The organism is Nitrosovibrio sp. Nv4, assembly GCF_900215485.1.
Taxonomy (GTDB): Bacteria; Pseudomonadota; Gammaproteobacteria; order Burkholderiales; family Nitrosomonadaceae; genus Nitrosospira.
Map to the genome: position 1 here is coordinate 1 of NZ_OCMZ01000001.1, position 18,922 is coordinate 18,922.

15 protein-coding genes are annotated in these 18,922 nt (G+C 56.6%); 3 read left to right on the top strand and 12 right to left on the bottom strand.

Annotated elements, in window-relative coordinates:
• Window positions 1-168 precede the first annotated feature (168 nt).
• The 8 genes from CRO05_RS00005 to CRO05_RS00045 all read right to left on the bottom strand — a co-directional run bounded on the left by CRO05_RS00005 (window position 169) and on the right by CRO05_RS00045 (window position 6,771).
• On the bottom strand, window positions 169-663 hold the full coding sequence (locus tag CRO05_RS00005) for a CopD family protein (protein ID WP_143860864.1): 495 nt from the start codon (window positions 661-663) through the stop codon (window positions 169-171).
• 4 nt (window positions 664-667) lie between these two features.
• A complete protein-coding gene (locus CRO05_RS15755) occupies window positions 668-1,264 on the bottom strand; it encodes a hypothetical protein (protein ID WP_097065281.1) in 597 nt (198 codons plus the stop codon).
• Window positions 1,265-1,370: 106 nt separating this feature from the next.
• Entirely contained in the window at window positions 1,371-1,799 is a 429-nt protein-coding gene (locus CRO05_RS00015; RefSeq protein WP_235001221.1) for a copper resistance CopC family protein, read from the bottom strand.
• A 129-nt stretch (window positions 1,800-1,928) separates the two neighbouring features.
• The gene (locus CRO05_RS00020; protein WP_235001222.1) at window positions 1,929-2,516 is read right to left on the bottom strand and encodes a hypothetical protein; all 588 of its coding nucleotides are present in this window, start codon (window positions 2,514-2,516) and stop codon (window positions 1,929-1,931) included.
• Window positions 2,517-2,635: 119 nt separating this feature from the next.
• Complete coding sequence (locus CRO05_RS00025) at window positions 2,636-3,211, bottom strand: hypothetical protein (protein ID WP_097066564.1); 576 nt, start codon at window positions 3,209-3,211, stop codon at window positions 2,636-2,638.
• Between the two features lie 209 nt (window positions 3,212-3,420).
• On the bottom strand, window positions 3,421-4,707 hold the full coding sequence (locus CRO05_RS00030; RefSeq protein ID WP_097065282.1) for a methane monooxygenase/ammonia monooxygenase subunit B: 1,287 nt from the start codon (window positions 4,705-4,707) through the stop codon (window positions 3,421-3,423).
• Window positions 4,708-5,532: a methane monooxygenase/ammonia monooxygenase subunit A gene (locus CRO05_RS00035; protein ID WP_097065283.1), complete on the bottom strand. Its 825-nt coding sequence runs from the start codon at window positions 5,530-5,532 to the stop codon at window positions 4,708-4,710.
• Window positions 5,533-5,961: 429 nt separating this feature from the next.
• Window positions 5,962-6,771: a methane monooxygenase/ammonia monooxygenase subunit C gene (locus tag CRO05_RS00045; RefSeq protein WP_097065285.1), complete on the bottom strand. Its 810-nt coding sequence runs from the start codon at window positions 6,769-6,771 to the stop codon at window positions 5,962-5,964.
• 979 nt (window positions 6,772-7,750) lie between these two features.
• Here CRO05_RS00045 and CRO05_RS00050 point away from each other — a divergent pair.
• The 3 genes from CRO05_RS00050 (at window position 7,751) to CRO05_RS00060 (ending at window position 12,549) form a co-directional block, all read left to right on the top strand.
• The gene (locus CRO05_RS00050; protein WP_097065286.1) at window positions 7,751-9,955 is read left to right on the top strand and encodes a primosomal protein N'; all 2,205 of its coding nucleotides are present in this window, start codon (window positions 7,751-7,753) and stop codon (window positions 9,953-9,955) included.
• Between the two features lie 254 nt (window positions 9,956-10,209).
• Window positions 10,210-11,643 carry an argininosuccinate lyase gene (argH, locus tag CRO05_RS00055; protein WP_097065287.1) on the top strand — a complete coding sequence of 478 codons (1,434 nt, stop codon included), beginning with the start codon at window positions 10,210-10,212 and terminating at the stop codon, window positions 11,641-11,643.
• Between the two features lie 12 nt (window positions 11,644-11,655).
• Entirely contained in the window at window positions 11,656-12,549 is an 894-nt protein-coding gene (locus CRO05_RS00060) for a fructosamine kinase family protein (protein WP_097065288.1), read from the top strand.
• Between the two features lie 128 nt (window positions 12,550-12,677).
• On the opposite strand, the gene CRO05_RS00065 is transcribed toward CRO05_RS00060, so the two are convergent.
• The 4 genes from CRO05_RS00065 to CRO05_RS00080 are packed head-to-tail and all read right to left on the bottom strand — an operon-like array spanning window position 12,678 to window position 18,919.
• Window positions 12,678-14,282, bottom strand: coding sequence for a peptide chain release factor 3 (locus tag CRO05_RS00065; RefSeq protein WP_097065289.1), 1,605 nt, complete (start codon window positions 14,280-14,282; stop codon window positions 12,678-12,680).
• A gap of 35 nt (window positions 14,283-14,317) precedes the next feature.
• Window positions 14,318-16,423, bottom strand: a complete 2,106-nt coding sequence (locus CRO05_RS00070; RefSeq protein ID WP_097065290.1) for an ABC transporter ATP-binding protein — start codon at window positions 16,421-16,423, stop codon at window positions 14,318-14,320.
• Window positions 16,420-17,919, bottom strand: a complete 1,500-nt coding sequence (locus CRO05_RS00075; RefSeq protein WP_097065291.1) for an ABC transporter permease — start codon at window positions 17,917-17,919, stop codon at window positions 16,420-16,422. The genes CRO05_RS00070 and CRO05_RS00075 overlap by 4 nt, the downstream gene beginning before the upstream one ends.
• A gap of 22 nt (window positions 17,920-17,941) precedes the next feature.
• Entirely contained in the window at window positions 17,942-18,919 is a 978-nt protein-coding gene (locus tag CRO05_RS00080; RefSeq protein ID WP_097065292.1) for an ABC transporter permease, read from the bottom strand.
• Window positions 18,920-18,922: the final 3 nt, after the last annotated feature.

Below are 18,922 nucleotides of genomic sequence, written 5' to 3' on the forward strand. Positions count from 1 at the left end.
GGCAAAGCTCTTGGCCATGACGCCATCGCCCTTGCCCTGGAGACCCGTGACAGGCCACGCAGTTCTCGGCGAAGTGGGCCGAGCCGTGGCAATGGAAATGGTGTCAAACGGCACCGGGCGTCTTGCGGTAGGTCTCGGGATAGGCGTCCACCGCCAGCGGCGGCAGGCCTACGCCCGGCCACCAGCGCAAGCAGCACCGGCAGGCCCGATGCGCCGCTTTTTGTCCCAGTGCTTGATGCGCCCGTAGGCGGTGGCGCCGATGGCGATGAACAGCAGCGCAAGACCGCTCCAGACGCGCGTCATCACGGTGGGATCGCCCCAGGTGGCGGCCAGCGAGAAACGGAAGGGATAGGGCCAGTTCTGGATGATGGCGTGCTTGGCCGGGACGGTATTGGCCACCACCGTGGCCAGGAGCACGATGCCCAGCGCCAGCACGAATTCGAAGCTGACCCATTTGCGCAACCGCCGCCCGCCCGCCATGGCCAGGCTGGAATCGCGCTGGGCGAAGAGCGGCAGCCAGGTGGAACGCGCGCGCGAGGCGATGACGAGCACCACCGCAAGCAGGCCGATCTTGGCGTCGAGCAGCCAGCCGTAGTTGGTGGACACGAGCGCCCCATAGCTGCTGTCGACCATGCGGTAGGTAATGATGAGGCCGGTGGCCACCACATCAGCATGACCGGCAGGGCCATGGCGGAGAGCGCTTCAAGGCCAGGGTGTCGGCCTGGATCGCGTCCTGGCGGGACTGGAACACGGCATGGATGCGCTCGAGGGCTTCGCTGTGGCGGTGGGGGCGTCCCGGGGTCTGGCCTTGGCCGTGGGACTGGGGGGCAGGCTCTTCTTCGGTGCAGGCAAAACATACCACCAGGAAGGCCGGCAATGCGCCAAACCAGACGCTGGCCATGATGATATGCAGGGCGTAGGGCAGGATCGATATCACCGACAGGTCTTCAGCCGCGGCGTGACTCGCGAGCGAACCGACGGTCAAGGTCATGGCGGCTACGGTGGCGCACAATACATATTGCCAGCGCGCCGGGGCGGAGAAGCGGATATAGAGGGCAATGGCTGCGACCAGGACGGCGCAGGCGGCGCGTCCCACCCATATCTGCCCCATGCGGGTATTCTGCATGAGGGCAAGCCAGGCCTGCGGCCGCCAGGCGTTCTCGTCCACGCCCGTGGCCTGCGCGGTGGTGGTGGCGAGTATGCCCAGCAAGCCGGTGAGGAGGATCAGTGCAAGCCAGGGCAGCGCCCGCTCCAGACGGGTCACCCAGGGGAGTGGATGGAGCCGGCAATCGCCAGGAACACGCAACCGCCGACCAGGATCATGTTGGACGCAAGCTGTAACCAGCGCAGGAGCGTCGCGATGACCTCGATCATTTTGCCGCTGCTTTGCTCTTTACCGTGAAGTCGTAGGACGAGTCAACCACGTGGCCGTCCACCGACAGCACCCGGAATTTGACCGTGTACTTGCCAGGTTCCAGTTCCGGCAAGGACAGCACGATGGCCTTGGGGTCGTCAGTTGCAATATGGGGCTTGGCTTCGGTAACCGGCGCCTTGGCCGGATCGAGTACGGCCAGCGAAGCATAGTCCTTCTCGACTTCTTCGTTGAACCACAGCCGCACTTGCGCAGGCGTCTGGGTGAGTTGCGCCCGGCGCGCCGGTTCCGCCTTCACCAGCATGGCGTGCGCGAGCGCGGGGGTGCTGTGCAGGCCGGCCGCAGCCGCCATGATCAGGATACTGCCCGCCATGACCCGCTTTGCGGCGGAAACCATCGATGCTTGCATTTTATTCTCCTTTTTCATGACTGCGCCGCCGCAGGGAGCGTTATTCCCGGCCGGCACAGGTTATTTCATTGGACTCTATTGCTGCCGTATGGTTCAGGCATCGCCCCGGCGGCAGCCACCGCCGGCCGGGATGACTTCAGGTGGCGTTCAGGTCGCGCCCACTTTCTCGGATTTGCGCCCGCGCAGGAAGAATACCAGGGCGCCCACCACGATCGCGGCCAGGGCGACCAGCAGGTAGGGCGAGGTGCCTTTGGGTTCGCCTACCGAGAAGGGAAAGCGCGAAACATACTTCTCTTTGTCGGTTACGGTCACCAGCCCCACGAACTTGCCCGGCTCGGCAAACTGGTATTCAAAGTTGATGGAGCCGTTGGGGTAGACCTTGGCCGGGATATGCAGGATGGTGATTTCCTCCAGGTTCGCTTCGTTGCCGGCCTGATCCCCTGCGCCGGTATCGCGGATGATGCGCACTTCGGTGGGCAGGGGGCGCAGCGCTTCTTCGATGTAGTCGAGTGCGACCACGGTGCGGCCGGTGGCCGGGATGTCTTCGCAGAATTCCTTTTCCTGGGTGCTGTCCGGCTGGTAGCCGGTGAAGTGCATGGTGTAGGGCCCGATCGTGAGTTTGCATACGTCATCGGCCAGGGATAAGCCGCCATGGGCCTGTACCTGCGCGGAGAAGGGAATGCCGATGGCAAGCATCAGGCCGATGAGGGCAGGTTTGAGAGATTGTAAGGACATTATCAATATCACCTATAAGAAATGATGAGTCGTCGATCCGCCAGGCGGATCCGGTAGCTGCCTGTGCGCGCTTTTTTTTCGCCCGCCCGGGTTGGCCCGGCTGACCCGGGTAGCCGGGCCTACTGGCGGCGCGAGGCGCGCCAGCGCTCCATGCGCTTGGATTTCATGAGCTTGTATCCCAACAGGGTCAGCAGCAGCAGGCCGATCAGGGGGCCTACCGCGGTGCGAAAGATGTTCGCGTAGTTGATCATCTGTACCCGCAGGGGATACTGGTAGCGCAGCGGGGGCAGCCCTTCGGCGGTAATGATGACAGTATACAGCCCCTGGTCCAGGCTGGTCTCGCCCTTGATGACGCCATCGGGATGGTAGCTCGGACGCAGGTAGCTCACGGTCTCGTCTTCGGTTTCACTGGTGCCCCGTACCACGCGCATGCCGATGGGCATGCCGCGCAGGGCTTCGTCGACGAGGTCGACCACCAGGTAGGTGTCGCCTCCCTTGGGGATTTCGCTGCAGTATTGGGCGCTCGGCTCATGTTGCGGCTGGTAGGCGCTGAAATGCACCATGTTCTCGCCGATGCGGCGCACGCAGCTGTCTTCTTCCAGCGATTCCTTGCCGTGTGCCGTCACTGCCCCGGCGTAGAGCGCCGTTATCAGGAGGAGGGCGGCAATACTTGCCTGATTGAGTCGCCTGACCAGGAACAGGTCCTTGTCTTGCCTATTCACGATGTTCACTGAGTATTACGTTGTGTCCTGTCCGCGCCCGGTGCTGCGGGCGGAATGAGTGCCGGTTTGACTTGCGTTAAAAAAACACCGATCCACCTTTCCGTCTGGGACGGTGGCGGACCGGTGTCATGCCTTTGACAAGCCGCCCGGTGTTCGTCGAACCCGGGCAGCGTCTCTTTTGCCTAGAGCTTGGTAAAGACCGGTATGACTGCGCCGGCTATGCTGTTGATGTTGCGATCGCCAGCATCGTTCCAGGTCATGAGCAATCCGCCAAAGCGGCTTTCCGGGTCACCCAGGAGCGCCATCAGCCGTTGGACTTCCCACAGCGCATCTTTCGCTTCCATCTTGACTTCGCGCGTCTCACCCGGTTGAATCGGGGTGTCGTTGTCAAATGACAGGCCGGTCGCCACCAGTTCCTTCGGATAGCCGCGGTCCATGTGCTTCAGGCCCACCTTGTTGATGAAGCGCACGCCGGCCGTGGTGAATTCGCCAATGCGGTACGCGCTGTCGCCGCTGTTGGTGATCATCATGGTCACGCGCAGGGCACGGCCCGGTACGTCATAGTTGGCGTGGGTCACTTTGATGGCGATGGGGTTGGGTTTCACCGGCAACGGCTGCACCTTGGATTCACCCGCCTGGATGGGCACGGTGTAGGGATGCTTGGTTTCGGTGTAGCGGTAGCCGCCCCAGACCAGGCCAAAGGTGAGTATCAGCACTACCCAGGCAACCTTCTTGTCCATCGGATCGAGCAGCAGGTCATCCCCGTAGGCCAGCAGTACGCGGCTGCGCGGCAGGAACATGGGCCGGGCAACGTAGTAGCCAATCCAGAAGATGCCAAGTCCCATCCACAGCGCGTGCCAGAAGATGCCGTTGCTGAAGTTGAAGGTCTCGGTATCAATGGTCTCGCCGGTCAGCAGTTTCACCGGGTTGGTGAAGTCATCCCAGCTGCCGGTGATGTTCATCCAGGCGGCAGGGCCTGCAATCGGGCCTGCATCCTTGATGTTGACCATGGCGTGCATGTGGTGGCGTCCCGGTATGCGCGCTTTGAGCTTGACTTCAAAGGCGTAGTCGCGGCCAATCTCGAGCGGGCCCGAGATCATGGTCGGCTCGCCGTTGAGTTTGGTGCTCAGGCGCACGAACACCGGGCTTGGGCTGCCGACGTTGAAGAAGGCGCGTCCCGGTTTGCCAACCGCCCGCGGCCAGTCCTCAGCCAGGTGGAATTTGCCGGACATGCTGGCAAGATCGTTGACCTTGGTGGTCTCGGGACCCCATTTCATGTCGTACCACTGGATGGTACGCATGCGCAGGAAGGGTTCCTGCGAGCGCTCACCGTGTGCCGCGGCAGGCGTGATGTCCAGTCCCAGGGTCATGGCCAGGGTGGCCATGCCGTACAGGCCCAGCACCCCCAGCTTGCCTAGTGTGCCCAATTTGCCGAGCTTGCCCAGTTTGATCAGGTTCTTTGCGTTCATTTATTTGATCCCCTCTGGAAAGCCTTCTTCGCCAAATGCGGTAACGTCGTTCTTCATGGTGACGCGGCCGCGGTGGCCTTTCACGTAGAAGAATGCCGTACAGTAGAGTTTGCCAAAGTACCACCAGATGCAGAACATGAGCATGGAGATGAACGCGGCAAAGAATGCGGCAATGACGGTGGTGTGACCTCCGAACGTGCGCAGCGAGCCTTGTTCGATGTTGCGGACATACTCAGGCGTGCCGGTACGGACATACAGGAAGCCCGTGTAGTCGGCCACCGACAGCAGTACGCCTTCCACTACCAGCGGCAGGTGGGTCGGGCCAAAAATGGGCCAGTTGCCAGGGTAGAACAATAACCCGAACGCGCCTCCGCCTACCAGCGCCGTGATCATCCAGTTGCGCGTCAGCAGCATGACTGTGTCCATCACCAGCGCACCAGGTATCATGGTGGAGGGAAACACGAAGCTCATGGGGTAGTGCGACCACCAGTAAAAGCCCCAGAAACGGGTCAGCCATTCACCCGCCAGCAGGCAGACGATGCACAGGGTGGCCCCAAACGGCAGCCGGTAGTTCACCCACAGGTAGTACATGATGGCGGCACAATAGGTGATCCCAACAATCGGGGTTACCACCGGCCACCATTGACGGTCTTTCCAGTCCAGCCAGAAGTCCCAGTCTCCCGCCAGCAGCATGAAGTGCATGTGGTAGGTCCCAACCAGCAGTATGCATAGAATCGGGAAATATACCGCATCTATCATCCTGGACATCTTTACTGCTTCCGGCGGCATCTTCGCCGCCTTTAGTATCTCATCTGTTCTGCTCATCGCGCCCTCCCCTCAAATGTGTCTACGATCTTGAAACATGAATAATGTGTTCGCGCTACTGCGGTCTTTCGGTTGTGATCCATTTCTTTCCTCTCCACCCCTTTTCTGCATTCCGGCGCTGGCACACGCATATGCTCCCGGTGTCCCCTGCGCTTTTTTTAACTTCCGCTTCCTGTCTGGAACCTCTGGTGCCCGGCGCTGTCTCTACAGTAAGATGCTTTTTTTCCGCATTCTTTTTTCGCCGTTTTTTTTCCGCTTGTGCCGCTCCGTGCTGCAGTGATGCCGCAGTGATGTCCATGGTCCGTGATTCGGCCGCTCTGCTCTCCTTGTTGCAGGAGCAGGCGGCCGTTAATGCGGTTTCATCCAGCTCAGGCTAATTAGCCGATGAGCCGAGAGGCCAAGGCCCGTCGGCTCGTCCCGATCAACCCGTTACGGTACGATGCGGTTGTTGAGGATGACTTTGCTCTGGCCATTCCAGACGACGTCGGTCAGGTTGGAGTAGCGCGTGATGATCTGCGCCGCTATGCCACCTGCAAACAGTCCCGACCAGCCCAGGATGACAAAGCCCCAGTGCAGCGGTGCGCTGAAGAGTTCTTCCATGAACCAGAAGGCATGGCCCCATTCGTTCAGACCCACGTTCGGCAGAATCATGAGCGGTCCGGCAATCGCCATGACCAGCGGGAACGAGGTGCCCCGGGCATACAGCGGCAGACGGGTCATGGCATACAGGTAGCTCGCCACGCCGCACACGATGTACATCGGGAAGGAGCCGTAGAACACCACGACGTGACTCGGGGTGAAGCTCGTGTCACGGATGATGACCTGGTGCCAGGAGGCATCCTGCTCGGTGAAGAAGCTGCCGCCCCAGTAAACACCAAACAGATATACGCCCAGCCACATCATCCAGTAGAAGTAACGCTTGATTTCCAGCTTGGGGTCAAGATTGTCCAGGTTGGTGTCGCGCGTCTTCCAGATCCAGCCCCAGGTGACCAGGGCAAAGATCGGCATCACGATCATGTGCACACGCCACAATCCCATCCAGACTTTCTCGAATTCCGGCTCCATCGAGTCCATCCCGTGCGAGTATGCAAATGTGCGTTGATACCAAATCCAGAATATCGCCACCGCCAGCATGGTGATCAGTCCAAACTTGTACCACCTTGAGTCATACCACAGCGACATGTCGTAATCACGACCGCCTGACTTCGCCTGGCTTGACGTTCCTAGTGTTGTTGCCATTATGTTTCCTCCTGCTTCTTTTGCGTTAATCAAGTACTGCGCCTGCCTACCCGGCGAGTTGCTTCCTCCCTTCTTCCCGCCGGCAGCAAGCTTCGCCCATCTCTCTACTGCTGTCTTGCTACTGCTGCAATCCTGTACCGCTTCATACCGCCAGTATCCTGCCAACTATCCTGCTACCGCGGTTGCTGCCAAGTTTCCTGTTTCCTTTGTGCTGCCGAGTTGTTTCCAATTGTTTCAAGTTGTTTCTGCAATATTGGTACTATCAGTAACAATATTGGTACCACCAATTTTGTTGCTACCAGTACTTTACATACCCACAACTCCGTAAAGACTATCCCCGAAGATTCTACAAGTCAAGCAGTTTGTCGGGTAACAGGCTCGGCAATTTCTTCGCCAGGCCTACCTCTCTCGATGCCATTGAAAACCTCGGTCTTTTGCGGACGATGTAAAGAAAATGCAGTTTGAATTTTCATTCACTATCCTTTAAAAACTGCGCAGGCAATTAATGGGCTGAACTCCATTTATGACTGTGCATTAATTCCCCCATAAGCATATCTCATGCCAGTTTTTTATAGCCCTGGCGAATCAGTACCTTGCGCCTACCCGGCTATTTCCGTGCAAATGATATGTAAGAAAACCTGACAACTCAGGGTTATAATCTGGCAGACGGATGAGCTTGCAAATGCCGATATTATTTCTTGATGAGAATGTCCTCGTCTATCCGCGGATTGTTCCACCTGCAGTTCTTGCATCTGTATTCGGGCACGCGCGCAACGATACAATTATTCCTGCATTTCCATGGAAGCGTGGAAAAATTCTTGGATAAGGGATTACACGGCAATCCACGCCAATCATTGACCTTACGAAAAATAAGTCGCGCCTGATTGCACAGTCGTTTAGCTTGCCGCTTTCCAACAAGTGAAAGCTGCAGTTCTTCCCACTTCTATTTCCGCTAATCCGCCTTTAACCCCTTCCCTGCATGCCCATCATACGCGTCGCGCTCGATATTCCGCTGAATATTTTGTTCGATTACCTTGCATCCGATATTGAGGTAACGGAGCAGGATATCGGCGTTCGTGCGCTCGTCCCGTTTGGGAAAAATATGATGACGGGGGTAATTATGGAAGTGACTACTCACTCTTCCGTCTCGTCTTCGAAACTCAAGCGCGTGGTCCATATATTTCGGGACGTCCCGCCGCTGCCTCAGGCAGTGCTTGACCTATTTCGTTTCTGCAGTGAGTACTACCATCATCCCCTGGGGGAGGTGGTGATGAATGGACTGCCCAACAGGCTGCGCAGCAGTAAACCCTTTGTGCAAAACGTTCCCGCTATTTCTCGATACTGCCTCACCACCACAGGACGCGCAGCTGACATATCGGCTGTTCCCGCCCGCCAGATCGTCAAACACAGGCTTTTGGCGAGGCTGAGAGAGTCCGGCGCAACAATAAGTATTAGCGAGGCAAAACAACTGTCACCGCGGGCGCCCAGGGCCCTGAGAGAATTGGTAACACTACGATGGGTTGAAGAGACATCTGCTGCTCCACCCTCCACTCCAGCTTCCAGCGGGAAAATATTGCCGGCCCCGGTCCTTACTACGGCACAGGAAAATGCCTTCAACGCGATTGCCCCCAGAATAAATGAGTTCAATACCTGGCTATTGCACGGGGTTACGGGCAGCGGAAAAACCGAGGTATATCTCCGGCTGATTTCGCTGCTGTTGGGGCAAGCGCGGCAAACGCTCGTGCTGGTCCCCGAAATCAACCTGACACCGCAGCTGGAAGCAATCTTCCGTGCACGCTTCCCTGCCCTGAGACTGATAAGCCTCCATAGCGGACTCAATCCCTCCGAGCGCGTGGCGGGCTGGCTGCAAGCGCAACAGGGCGAAGCCGAAATAATCCTCGGCACTCGCCTCGCCATATTCACCCCGCTGCCAAGACTTGGACTGATAATTGTGGATGAGGAGCAGGACGCCTCGTTCAAACAACAGGATGGCTTGCGCTATTCGGCGCGAGATGTAGCCATCTTTCGCGCCAAGCAAGCAGATGTGCCAGTGATACTGGGCTCCGCCACACCCTCCCTTGAGAGTTATTACAATGCGACCACCGGCCGCTATCTCAGGCTGCGGCTGCCGTCCCGCGCGGTCGAGAACGCCACTCTGCCCATAGTGCGCTGTATCGATACCCGTACCGCGAAGACTAAAGAAAGTTTTTCTGCGCCCATGATTGCCGCGCTGGAGAAATGTCTTGCGTTAAATCAGCAAAGCCTGGTTTTCATAAATCGCCGGGGTTATGCACCTGCATTACTTTGCAGGTCATGCGGTTGGGCAGCGGCCTGTCACCGCTGCGCCAGTCGCTTGGTGGTACACCTGCGCGATAAAAAACTTCGCTGCCACCATTGTGGTCATCAGGAACGGTTTCCCCATGTCTGCCCCGAATGCGGGGATCAGGATATCGCCCCTTTCGGTCACGGCACGCAGCGGGTAGAGGCTGCGTTGGCACATCATTTCCCCGTTGCGCGAATCATGCGTATAGATCGTGACAGTACGAATCGGAAAGGCGCCTGGCCACAAATGTTGAGAGACATTCAGGAACAACGCATAGACATTCTGGTTGGAACTCAAATTCTCGCGAAAGGGCATGACTTTCCAAATCTGTCTCTGGTGAGCATTCTGAACTCGGACGCTTCCCTGTTCAGTACGGATTTTCGCGCATCGGAGCGGTTGTTTGCGCAACTCATGCAAGTTGCAGGTCGCGCAGGACGCGCGGGTATTCCGGGAGAAGTGCTGATTCAAACCGAGTTCCCCGATCATCCTCTTTACCACGCCTTGCGGCGGCACGATTACGACTTGCTGGCGCAGACATTGCTGGAGGAAAGAAGGACCGCAGGGTTCCCACCGTTCGTTTATCAGGTTCTATTGCATGCGGAAGCGCCCAGGATCGATACCGCGCTCAGTTTTCTCGCGAGCGCGGCGGCAGTAGCGCAGGCGCCGAAGCAGATCGAAGTATTCGATCCGGTTCCAGCACAAATGGCACGGCTAAAGGGAATGGAACGGGCATATCTGCTGGTACAATCCCGCTCGCGCCGCAAGTTACAGGAATTCCTGGCCGCTTGGCGCGCAAAGCTGGACACACTTTCCAACCGCAAAGTGCGTTGGACACTGGACGTGGATCCACAGGATTTCTGAGCTTGAAGAGTATTTTACCGGCCGCCGCGGAAACCCTTCCGTTAGTCCTTCAGGCTTGACGAGGATATCCGGGATCGGGAGGGTTGGCCGGCCCGACGCGTTCGCAGCCATTGGGCGAAGAGCGCTGAGGCGGGTGTTTTGATTTATACTCATTATTTTCACGGGCATGACGGAAAGAATGCGGCAACAAGCGCTGCAAGAGAGCGGCGTGAAAAGCTGTATCACTTCCATGCCAACGAGACTGACAATACATCATGGCAGCTTCAAAAAAGACCGTAGCACCGGTTGAAAGCACAACCACCTGGTCGGGACGCTTTGACGAACCGGTCTCGGAACTGGTGCAGCGGTATACCGCGTCAGTGGATTTCGATTGGCGGCTGGCGGACTATGATATCAAGGGCTCGCTCGCCCACGCGCGCATGCTCGCAGCCAGAGGCATCATTGGTTCGGATGACCTGGCTGCAATCGAACTGGGCATGGGCCGGATTCAGGAGGAAATCTACAGTGGCGAGTTTGTCTGGCGGCTGGAACTGGAAGACGTGCACCTCAATATCGAGAGGCGCCTCACAACCCTGATCGGCGATGCTGGGAAAAGACTGCACACGGCACGATCACGCAACGATCAGGTCGCCACCGACGTACGGCTCTACTTGCGTGCCTCGATCGACAATATTGTCGGCCTCATCCACGCAATGCAGTACGCGCTGCTCGATCTGGCGGAAAAACACGTGGACACCGTGATGCCCGGTTTCACTCATTTGCAGGTAGCGCAGCCGGTGGTCTTCGGTCACCATCTCATGGCGTATTTCGAAATGCTGAAACGCGATGCCGAGCGCCTGTCCGACTGCAGAAAGCGCGTGAATAAACTGCCGCTGGGTGCCGCGGCGCTGGCAGGAACCAGCTATCCTATCGATCGTACGATGGTGGCGCGAGAACTGGGTTTTGACGGCATTTGTGAAAACTCGCTGGATGCGGTTTCCGATCGGGATTTCGCGATCGAATTCTGTGCCGCTGCCGCCCTGATCATGACACATCTGTCGCGATTATCGGAAGAACTGATCCTATGGATGAGCCCCTCCTTCGGCTTCATCGATCTTGCAGACAGATTCTGTACCGGTTCGTCCATCATGCCTCAAAAGAAGAATCCCGATGTGCCCGAACTGGTTCGCGGCAAGACCGGGCGTGTCAATGGACATCTGGTAGCCCTGCTTACGCTGATGAAGGCTCAGCCGCTTGCGTACAACAAAGATAATCAGGAGGACAAGGAGCCGCTGTTCGACACGGTGGACACCCTGACCGACACACTGCGTATCTATGCTGATATGCTGACCGGTATCCGTGTCAATGAGGGGGCGATGCGGAACGCCGCAATGCGCGGTTATGCAACTGCCACGGATCTGGCCGATTATCTGACAAAAAAAGGCCTTCCTTTTCGTGAATCTCACGAAGCTGTGGCGCAAGCGGTGCGCTTTGCCGAAAAGAATAGACGGGACCTGAGCGCGCTTACCCTGCCGGAGCTGCAACAATTCTCTCCGCTGATTGCCGACGATATCTTCGCGATGCTGACGCTGGATGGTTCGATAAATAGCCGAAACCACGCCGGCGGTACGGCGTCGCCACAGGTGAACGCGGCCATCGGGCGCGCCAGGGAATGGCTATCCTCAAGCAGCAAGCCGACGGTCCGGTAAGCTTCTCCGCTTATGTTGCCCTGGACCGAAATCGGCGCGCAAATCACCAGTTCCACCGGCATCCCGTTCGCCGTAGGCAAAATTTCGTCCGTCGGCGGCGGCTGCATTAATCAGGCGTATCGTATCGAGGACAACGGCCGGCGATTTTTTGTCAAGCTGAACAATGCGGACTGCCTTTCGATGTTCGAAGCCGAAGCGGCAGGTCTTCAGGAAATCCACAGCTCCCGCACCCTCCGGGTACCTGTGCCGGTGTGCTGGGGAAAAAACAGTTCTACGGCTTGGCTGGTGCTGGAATATCTGGAGATAGGCAAGGGTTCACGCAGTAGTGCGGCGACGCTGGGATCAGGACTTGCCGCAATGCATCATTTCTCTTCGGAAAAATACGGATGGACGCGAGACAACACGATCGGCGCGACGCCGCAAATTAACATATCTTCGTCCAACTGGATTGAATTCTGGCGTAAATACCGTTTAGGCTATCAATTGCGATTAGCTGCGGTGAATGGGCACTCGGGGCACTCGGGACGATTGCAGACACAAGGCGAACGGCTGATGGAGCAACTGGATTGCTTTTTTCCAGGGTCACAGCCGGTTGCGTCGCTATTGCACGGCGATTTATGGAGCGGCAATTACAGTTTTGATGAGGCAGCCCAACCGGTAGTATTCGATCCGGCCGTATATTACGGCGATCGCGAAACGGATGTTGCCATGACCGAACTTTTCGGCGGGTTTCCCGATGTTTTTTATGCAGCTTATCGAGACGCCTACCCGCTCGATCCGGGCTATGCCACGCGTAAAACGCTATACAACCTCTATCACATACTGAACCACCTCAACCTTTTTGGCGCCGGCTATCTGCGTCAGGCGGAGCAAATGATCGATAGGTTGCTTGCGGAGGTCAGCTAAGGAAATCTTGCACGGATTCTTGTGCATGCCCACCTAGCAGGTAGGGCGTAATAAGCGCAGCGCATGGCGTCGTATGCCTCCGCCAAAATGGTATGACGACAACATACGCGATGAAGGGACCGGCTTGTTTATCCGTCGAGAGTCTCGAATACCAGCCCGGCATGCTCCCGCATTCTATGAAACCGTATGGATTTCCAGCTTTCCTCGGCCACGCTCAATTCCGCTCCATAGGAAGCCAGAAAGGTCGGCGCATCGACAACATCGTAGGCGATCCGGTGCGCGTTGGTATCGATAAATCGTTTAAGTTCGCGCGGGTCATCCGCAGTGACCCAGCGCGCCAACTGGTACTTCGCGGGTGCGAGCCGGGCATCTACGCCATATTCATGCTTGAGCCGGTGCGCTACCACCTCGAACTGCAAAGTACCCACGGCACCCAGCAGCAAGGTACCTCCCCAGTGAGGACGGAACACCTGAATCGCGCCCTCCTCACCAAGTTGCGCGAGCCCTAATTTGAGCTGCTTGCTGCGCATCGGGTCGGCAATCTCGACAGTCTGGAAAAGTTCCGGCGCGAAAAACGGCAAGCCTGTAAACTGCAGTCGCTCGCCTTCTGTCAGTGTATCACCCAGTTGCAGTGTCCCATGATTGGGAATTCCGATGATATCGCCGGGATAGGCAATATCGAGCAGATCCCGCCGTTGGGAGAGAAAAGAGACGACGCCGTTGGTTCGGATATCCTTATCGTTACGCACGATCCTCAGGTTCATGCCGCGTTCGAACCGGCCTGAGCAAATTCTCACGAACGCAATGCGGTCCCGGTGAGCCGGATTCATATTTGCCTGAATCTTGAATACCACGCCTGAAAACTTCGATTCAGCAGGTTGCACGCGACGCTGCAAGGCGTTGCGCGATCCAGGCGGTGGCGCAAGATCGACCAGCGCCTCAAGCACCTCGCGAACGCCGAAGTTATTGATGGCCGAGCCGAAAAATATCGGCGTCTGCTGGCCTGCGAGGAATGCCGCGTGGCTGAATTCGGGTGACGCACCGCGTATCAATTCGACTTCCTGCTGCACCTTGGCGGCGTTGTCCGCAAAGCGTTCCGCGATAGCGGGATTGTTCAGGCCCTCGATGATTTCGTCCTCGTTATCCAACCTGTCCGACCCCGGCCGGAAAACACGCATGCTATCGCGCCTCAGGTCAAATACACCATTAAAACCACGACCCATGCCCATGGGCCAGGTAAAAGGCACCGCGGCCATGTCCAGCGTTCGTTCAATCTCGTCGATAAGGTCGAGTGGGTCACGCACTTCGCGGTCCATTTTATTTACGAAAGTGATGATGGGCGTATTACGCGAGCGACAAACGTTCAGCAGGCGCAACGTCTGGGCCTCAACTCCATTTGCGGCGTCGATCACCATGAGAGCTGCATCCACGGCCGTCAGAACACGATACGTATCTTCGGAGAAATCCTGGTGTCCGGGCGTATCCAGTAAATTGATGACACAATCCCGGTACTCCATCTGCATCACCGAACTGGCTACCGAAATACCCCGCTGCTTCTCGATCTCCATCCAGTCGGAAGTGGCATGGCGGCTTGCCTTGCGCGCCTTGACGCTGCCTGCGATATGAATCGCCCCGGCAAACAACAGTAGCTTCTCGGTAAGCGTCGTCTTGCCGGCATCCGGGTGAGAAATTATGGCAAACGTACGGCGACGTGCGACTTCCTGACCAACCATATACATATTCCTTATGCTTGTGCTTCCAGATGCGCTTAACCCTGTTCCTGAGGATAAAGATAACAGCGCGCTGTATGCGATGAACTGAATGTGCTTGTTGCCGGATACACTTCACGGCAGACCGGCATGACGTGGGGGCAGCGGGGATGGAAGTGGCAGCCTGGTGGTGGATTGGAGGGAGAAGGCATATCTCCATGGAGATGTATGACCTGGCGTTTCGATTCAGGTTCAATTACAGGAACCGCCGACAGCAGGGCCTGCGTATAGGGATGCCGGGGGCTGGTCAAAACTTCATCAACGCTGCCGCGCTCCACTATTCTCCCCAGATACATCACGGCCACTTCATCCGCAATATACTCCACCACCGAAATGTTGTGCGTGATGAATAGATAGGCCAATCCCAGATTGTTCTGCAACTCCTTCAACAGATTTAAAATCTGCGCCTGTACCGACACATCCAGGGCACTTGTGGGTTCATCGCAAACGATCAGTTTTGGGTTGACGGCCAAAGCGCGGGCAATGGCGATACGCTGACGCTGGCCACCCGAAAACTCATGCGGATAACGCCATTTCGTTTCCGGCGATAGCCCGACACTTTCCAATAGCTTGTCCACCTTGTTTCTATTGGTGCCGGATGCACGCTCAGCATGCCCTGCTTTGCTATCCTCCTCGATGTTCAGGGCGTTCATTCCCTCTTCGATAATATCGACGATACGCATTCTCGGATTAAGCGACGAATACGGATCCTGGAAGATAAGCTGGAGCTCGCCGCGTAGCTTTCGTAACCGGTTGCGTTCCAGCCCTACCAGCTCAAGCCCGCCGTAGCGCACGCTGCCCCCGGTGGGGGGAATCAGTTGCAGGATGCCTTTGCCAACCGTGGTTTTTCCGCAACCCGATTCCCCTACCAGCGCCAATGTTTTGCCTTGGCAAATCTCAAGTGATACGCCGTCGACCGCTTTGACATATCCCACCACATGTTTCATGAAACCCTTATGGATGGGGAAGTAAACTTTCAGATCGGTCACGGACAACAAGCATGAATCGGCAACTCCGGATTCATGATTCATCAACTCGGGCCCGGTATCGGACTTATCCGGCTCTCCTGAATTCTGGTCAGCAGACTCCAGTCTTTCATCCTTGAATTGTTGCTCCCGAACGCGGGACCCCCAATTCTGGTTAAAAAGATGACACCTCACCTGCTGTTCCCCGGCCAACGCGGTCCATCCCGGCGCAACCTCGTGACATAATTCCCAGGCATGATCACAGCGATCCGCAAAACGGCACCCGGCGAATTCGTGTGACAGTGGCGGTACGTTTCCGCTGATCGCCGCCAGCCGCAAACCCTGCCGCCGCTTATCCCTTCCTGGTAAGGACGCGAGCAACTTCCGTGAATAGGGATGTGCGGGACCACGGAAAAACGCGTCGCGTGTCGCTGTCTCCACGATTTCTCCGGCATACATTATCCCCACCCGATGCGCTATTTCCGCTGCCACACCGAGATCGTGGGTAATGAATAGAATAGCCATGCCGTCGCGTTGCTGCAGATTACGCATGAGGTCAAGTACCTGCGCCTGAATGGTGACGTCCAGCGCGGTGGTAGGCTCATCGGCGATAAGCAGTTCAGGTTCTCCTGCCAGGGCCATGGCTATCATCATCCGCTGTTTCATTCCGCCCGAAAACTGGAACGGATACTCATTCATGCGCCTTGCCGGATCAGGTATTCCCACCTGATCCAGAATTTCCTGTATGCGTTTTTGTGCCACCGCACCGCGTAAATTGAAATGCCGCTGCAATACTTCGCCAATCTGATCCGCCACGGTCATGACTGGATTCAGGCTTAGCATTGGCTCCTGGAAAATCATGCTGACGCGCTTTCCGCGAATGCCGCGCATGGCGGCCTCAGGCAGCAGAAGCAGATCCTCTCCACCGAGTCTGACAGAACCCCCCAAAATTTCCCCCGAGTCTGGCAGCAATCGCATAACGGAAAGGGCAGTCATGGATTTGCCGCAGCCGGATTCACCCAACAGCGCGAAGGTCTCACCCCTCATGATCTGTAGCGTAAGTCCGTCCACCGCTCGCACCGGCGCTGCCTCCGTGTAGAGAATGGTCTCGAGATCGTTGATTTGCAAAACCGCATTCATGACGGAAGAGAACTCTCGGTCCTGGTGGGAGAAGATTTGGCTTCTGGCTCTTCTCTGCGTTTGCGCCGCAATGCTCTAACTCTCGCCGATAGGGTCTTCACTCGTGGATCAAATGCATTTTGTACCGCATCGGCAAACAGATTGGCGCTCAAGACCAGGGCAAACATGAAACTGAAGGCCGCAAGCAAGGACCACCATACCATTGGATCCCGGGCCATTTCGAGACGTGCCGCATTAATCATGGTGCCAAAACTGATAGTTGATGGATCAACGCCAACGCCTACGTAAGACAGCACAGCTTCAGCCAGAACCAGGCCGCTGAAATCCATAACCGTAGTAATCAGCACGATATGCATCACGTTGGGAAGAATGTGGCGGCTGAGAATACGCCAATGGGAAACACCGAACGCGTGAGCCGCCTGGATATATTCCATTTCACGCAACTTCAGTGTTTCGCCACGCAGCAGGCGGCACAAACCCGTCCAGCTCGTTACGCCGAGTATGATGCACAGAAACAGCAGACGCAGATCGGCGCGGGATGCGACCGTATCGAACAGTTCCGGGTGCGTCTCCATGTATACTTGCGTCATCAACACTGCCGCTGCAATAAGCAGAACACCGGGAATTGAACTCAGCGTGGTATACAGATATTGAATCACATCATCCACCCAGCCTCGAAAGTAGCCGGCGGTGATGCCGAGAAGCAGTGCAAAAGGAAGCATCATCAATGTAGTGAGCGTCCCGATCACGAGTCCGGTACGGATGCTTTTCAATGACTGGTAGAAAACATCCTGCCCTACTTTGTCTGTGCCCAATATATGGTAGCTTCCGCATAAAGTCAGTGCCGCACCGCACAGTACCAGGATGAGCGCCAGTGTGACGCATACTGCGTTCCAGGGAATGGCGGTAGCACCACGCCTGATAGTGGAGAGCATTGATAGAAATGCTTCCCCGCTGCGGTGTGCCAATAACAGGGTCAACGATGCCACAATCAGGCACCAGAAGAACAGTCCAAGACCGCCACCCGCTGCCGCTCGCCAGGCGATATCGGTGGCAAGCTGCGCTTCGGGATTCTGCAAGTGCGCCGCGCCGAATTTCAGGCGGGGAAATTCCCGTGTCTGCCCGCCGCCCGGATGCTCGATTGTTTCCCGAGCATAAAGATGTGCGGCAAACGGTGCTGAATATGTCTTTTCCACCTGTGTCCGCAACGGGGTCGCGATCACGTCGAACAGGCTTAGGACTTCCACGCTATAAACTGTTTCGCCGCCGCTATCATTCTCCACGGCGGGACGTAAATGCACCGTGTCCAGCAAACCGATAATGACAAAGAATACCAGCACCGTGAGCGCCGCCATGCCGCTTGCACTATGGCCGACGCGGCGCCACGGCGCCCAGAGATGCTCGTTTCGCCATACGTACCAGGCAAACAGGATAACGGCCGCAACCAGGAGGTAGACGAGCGCATCCGTCCATAGAATTACAGGTTTGAAAGACATCAGTGCGCTTGTTGGGATACCATTATTCCAACCTGATCCTGGGGTCCACCAGCGTATAGGAAATGTCTGTCAATATCAGCCCGACGATATAAAGCAGCGATCCGAGAAAAACCATGGCCCGCACTACCGCGAAATCCTGAGAGTTGATTGCATCAATGGTATAGCTGCCCAATCCCGGGATACCGAAAAACGATTCGGCAATCAGGCTACCGAGAAAAAGCAGCGGAATCACGACTACCGCTCCGGTGAGTATGGGAATCATCGCGTTTCTGAGCACGTGCCCAAACAGTACGGCACTTTCCGGCAAGCCCTTGGCCCGGGCGGTACGGACATAGTCTTTGCCCATTTCTTCCAGAAAGAGGGTTCGATACCAGCGAGTGTTGGCGCCGGCTCCGCTTATCACACCGATAATCACCGGCAGGACGAGAAATTTGGCAGCGTCCAACTCTTGACCATAGCCTGATATCGGCACTAGATGCCACAATTTGCTGATCAGAAATTGTCCGGCGATAATGTAGAATAAACTGGAGATGGACATTAGCGCGACGCATAGTACCACACCCCAGAAATCCACGTAGGTCGCCCGAAAAAACACCATTATCAGCGCAAAAACTATATAGACGCCCAATCCCAGCAGAAATACCGGCAGTGCGATGGCGAGGCTGGGCACCATCCGGCTTTTGATTTCATAAGCAATATCCCGTCCATCATCGGCGCGACCGAAACGGAAAGCAAACATGGCAGCCGACTTCTCAAAAAAAATAGTATTCGTCAGCTTTGTGAAACCCTCGTCGCCGCTATTGAACATCAGCGGCTTATCGTAGCCGCGCTCCTGCTTCCACTTGGCAATGGCTTCAGGTGTAACGCGCTTGATTCCCAGTTGCATTCGCGCCATGTCATCGGGCGTGTTCACCACGAAGAATAAAGTGAAGGTAATCAGATTGACGCCGATCAGAATGGGAATCGCATACAGCACGCGCCGGATAATGTAATTAAGCATTCA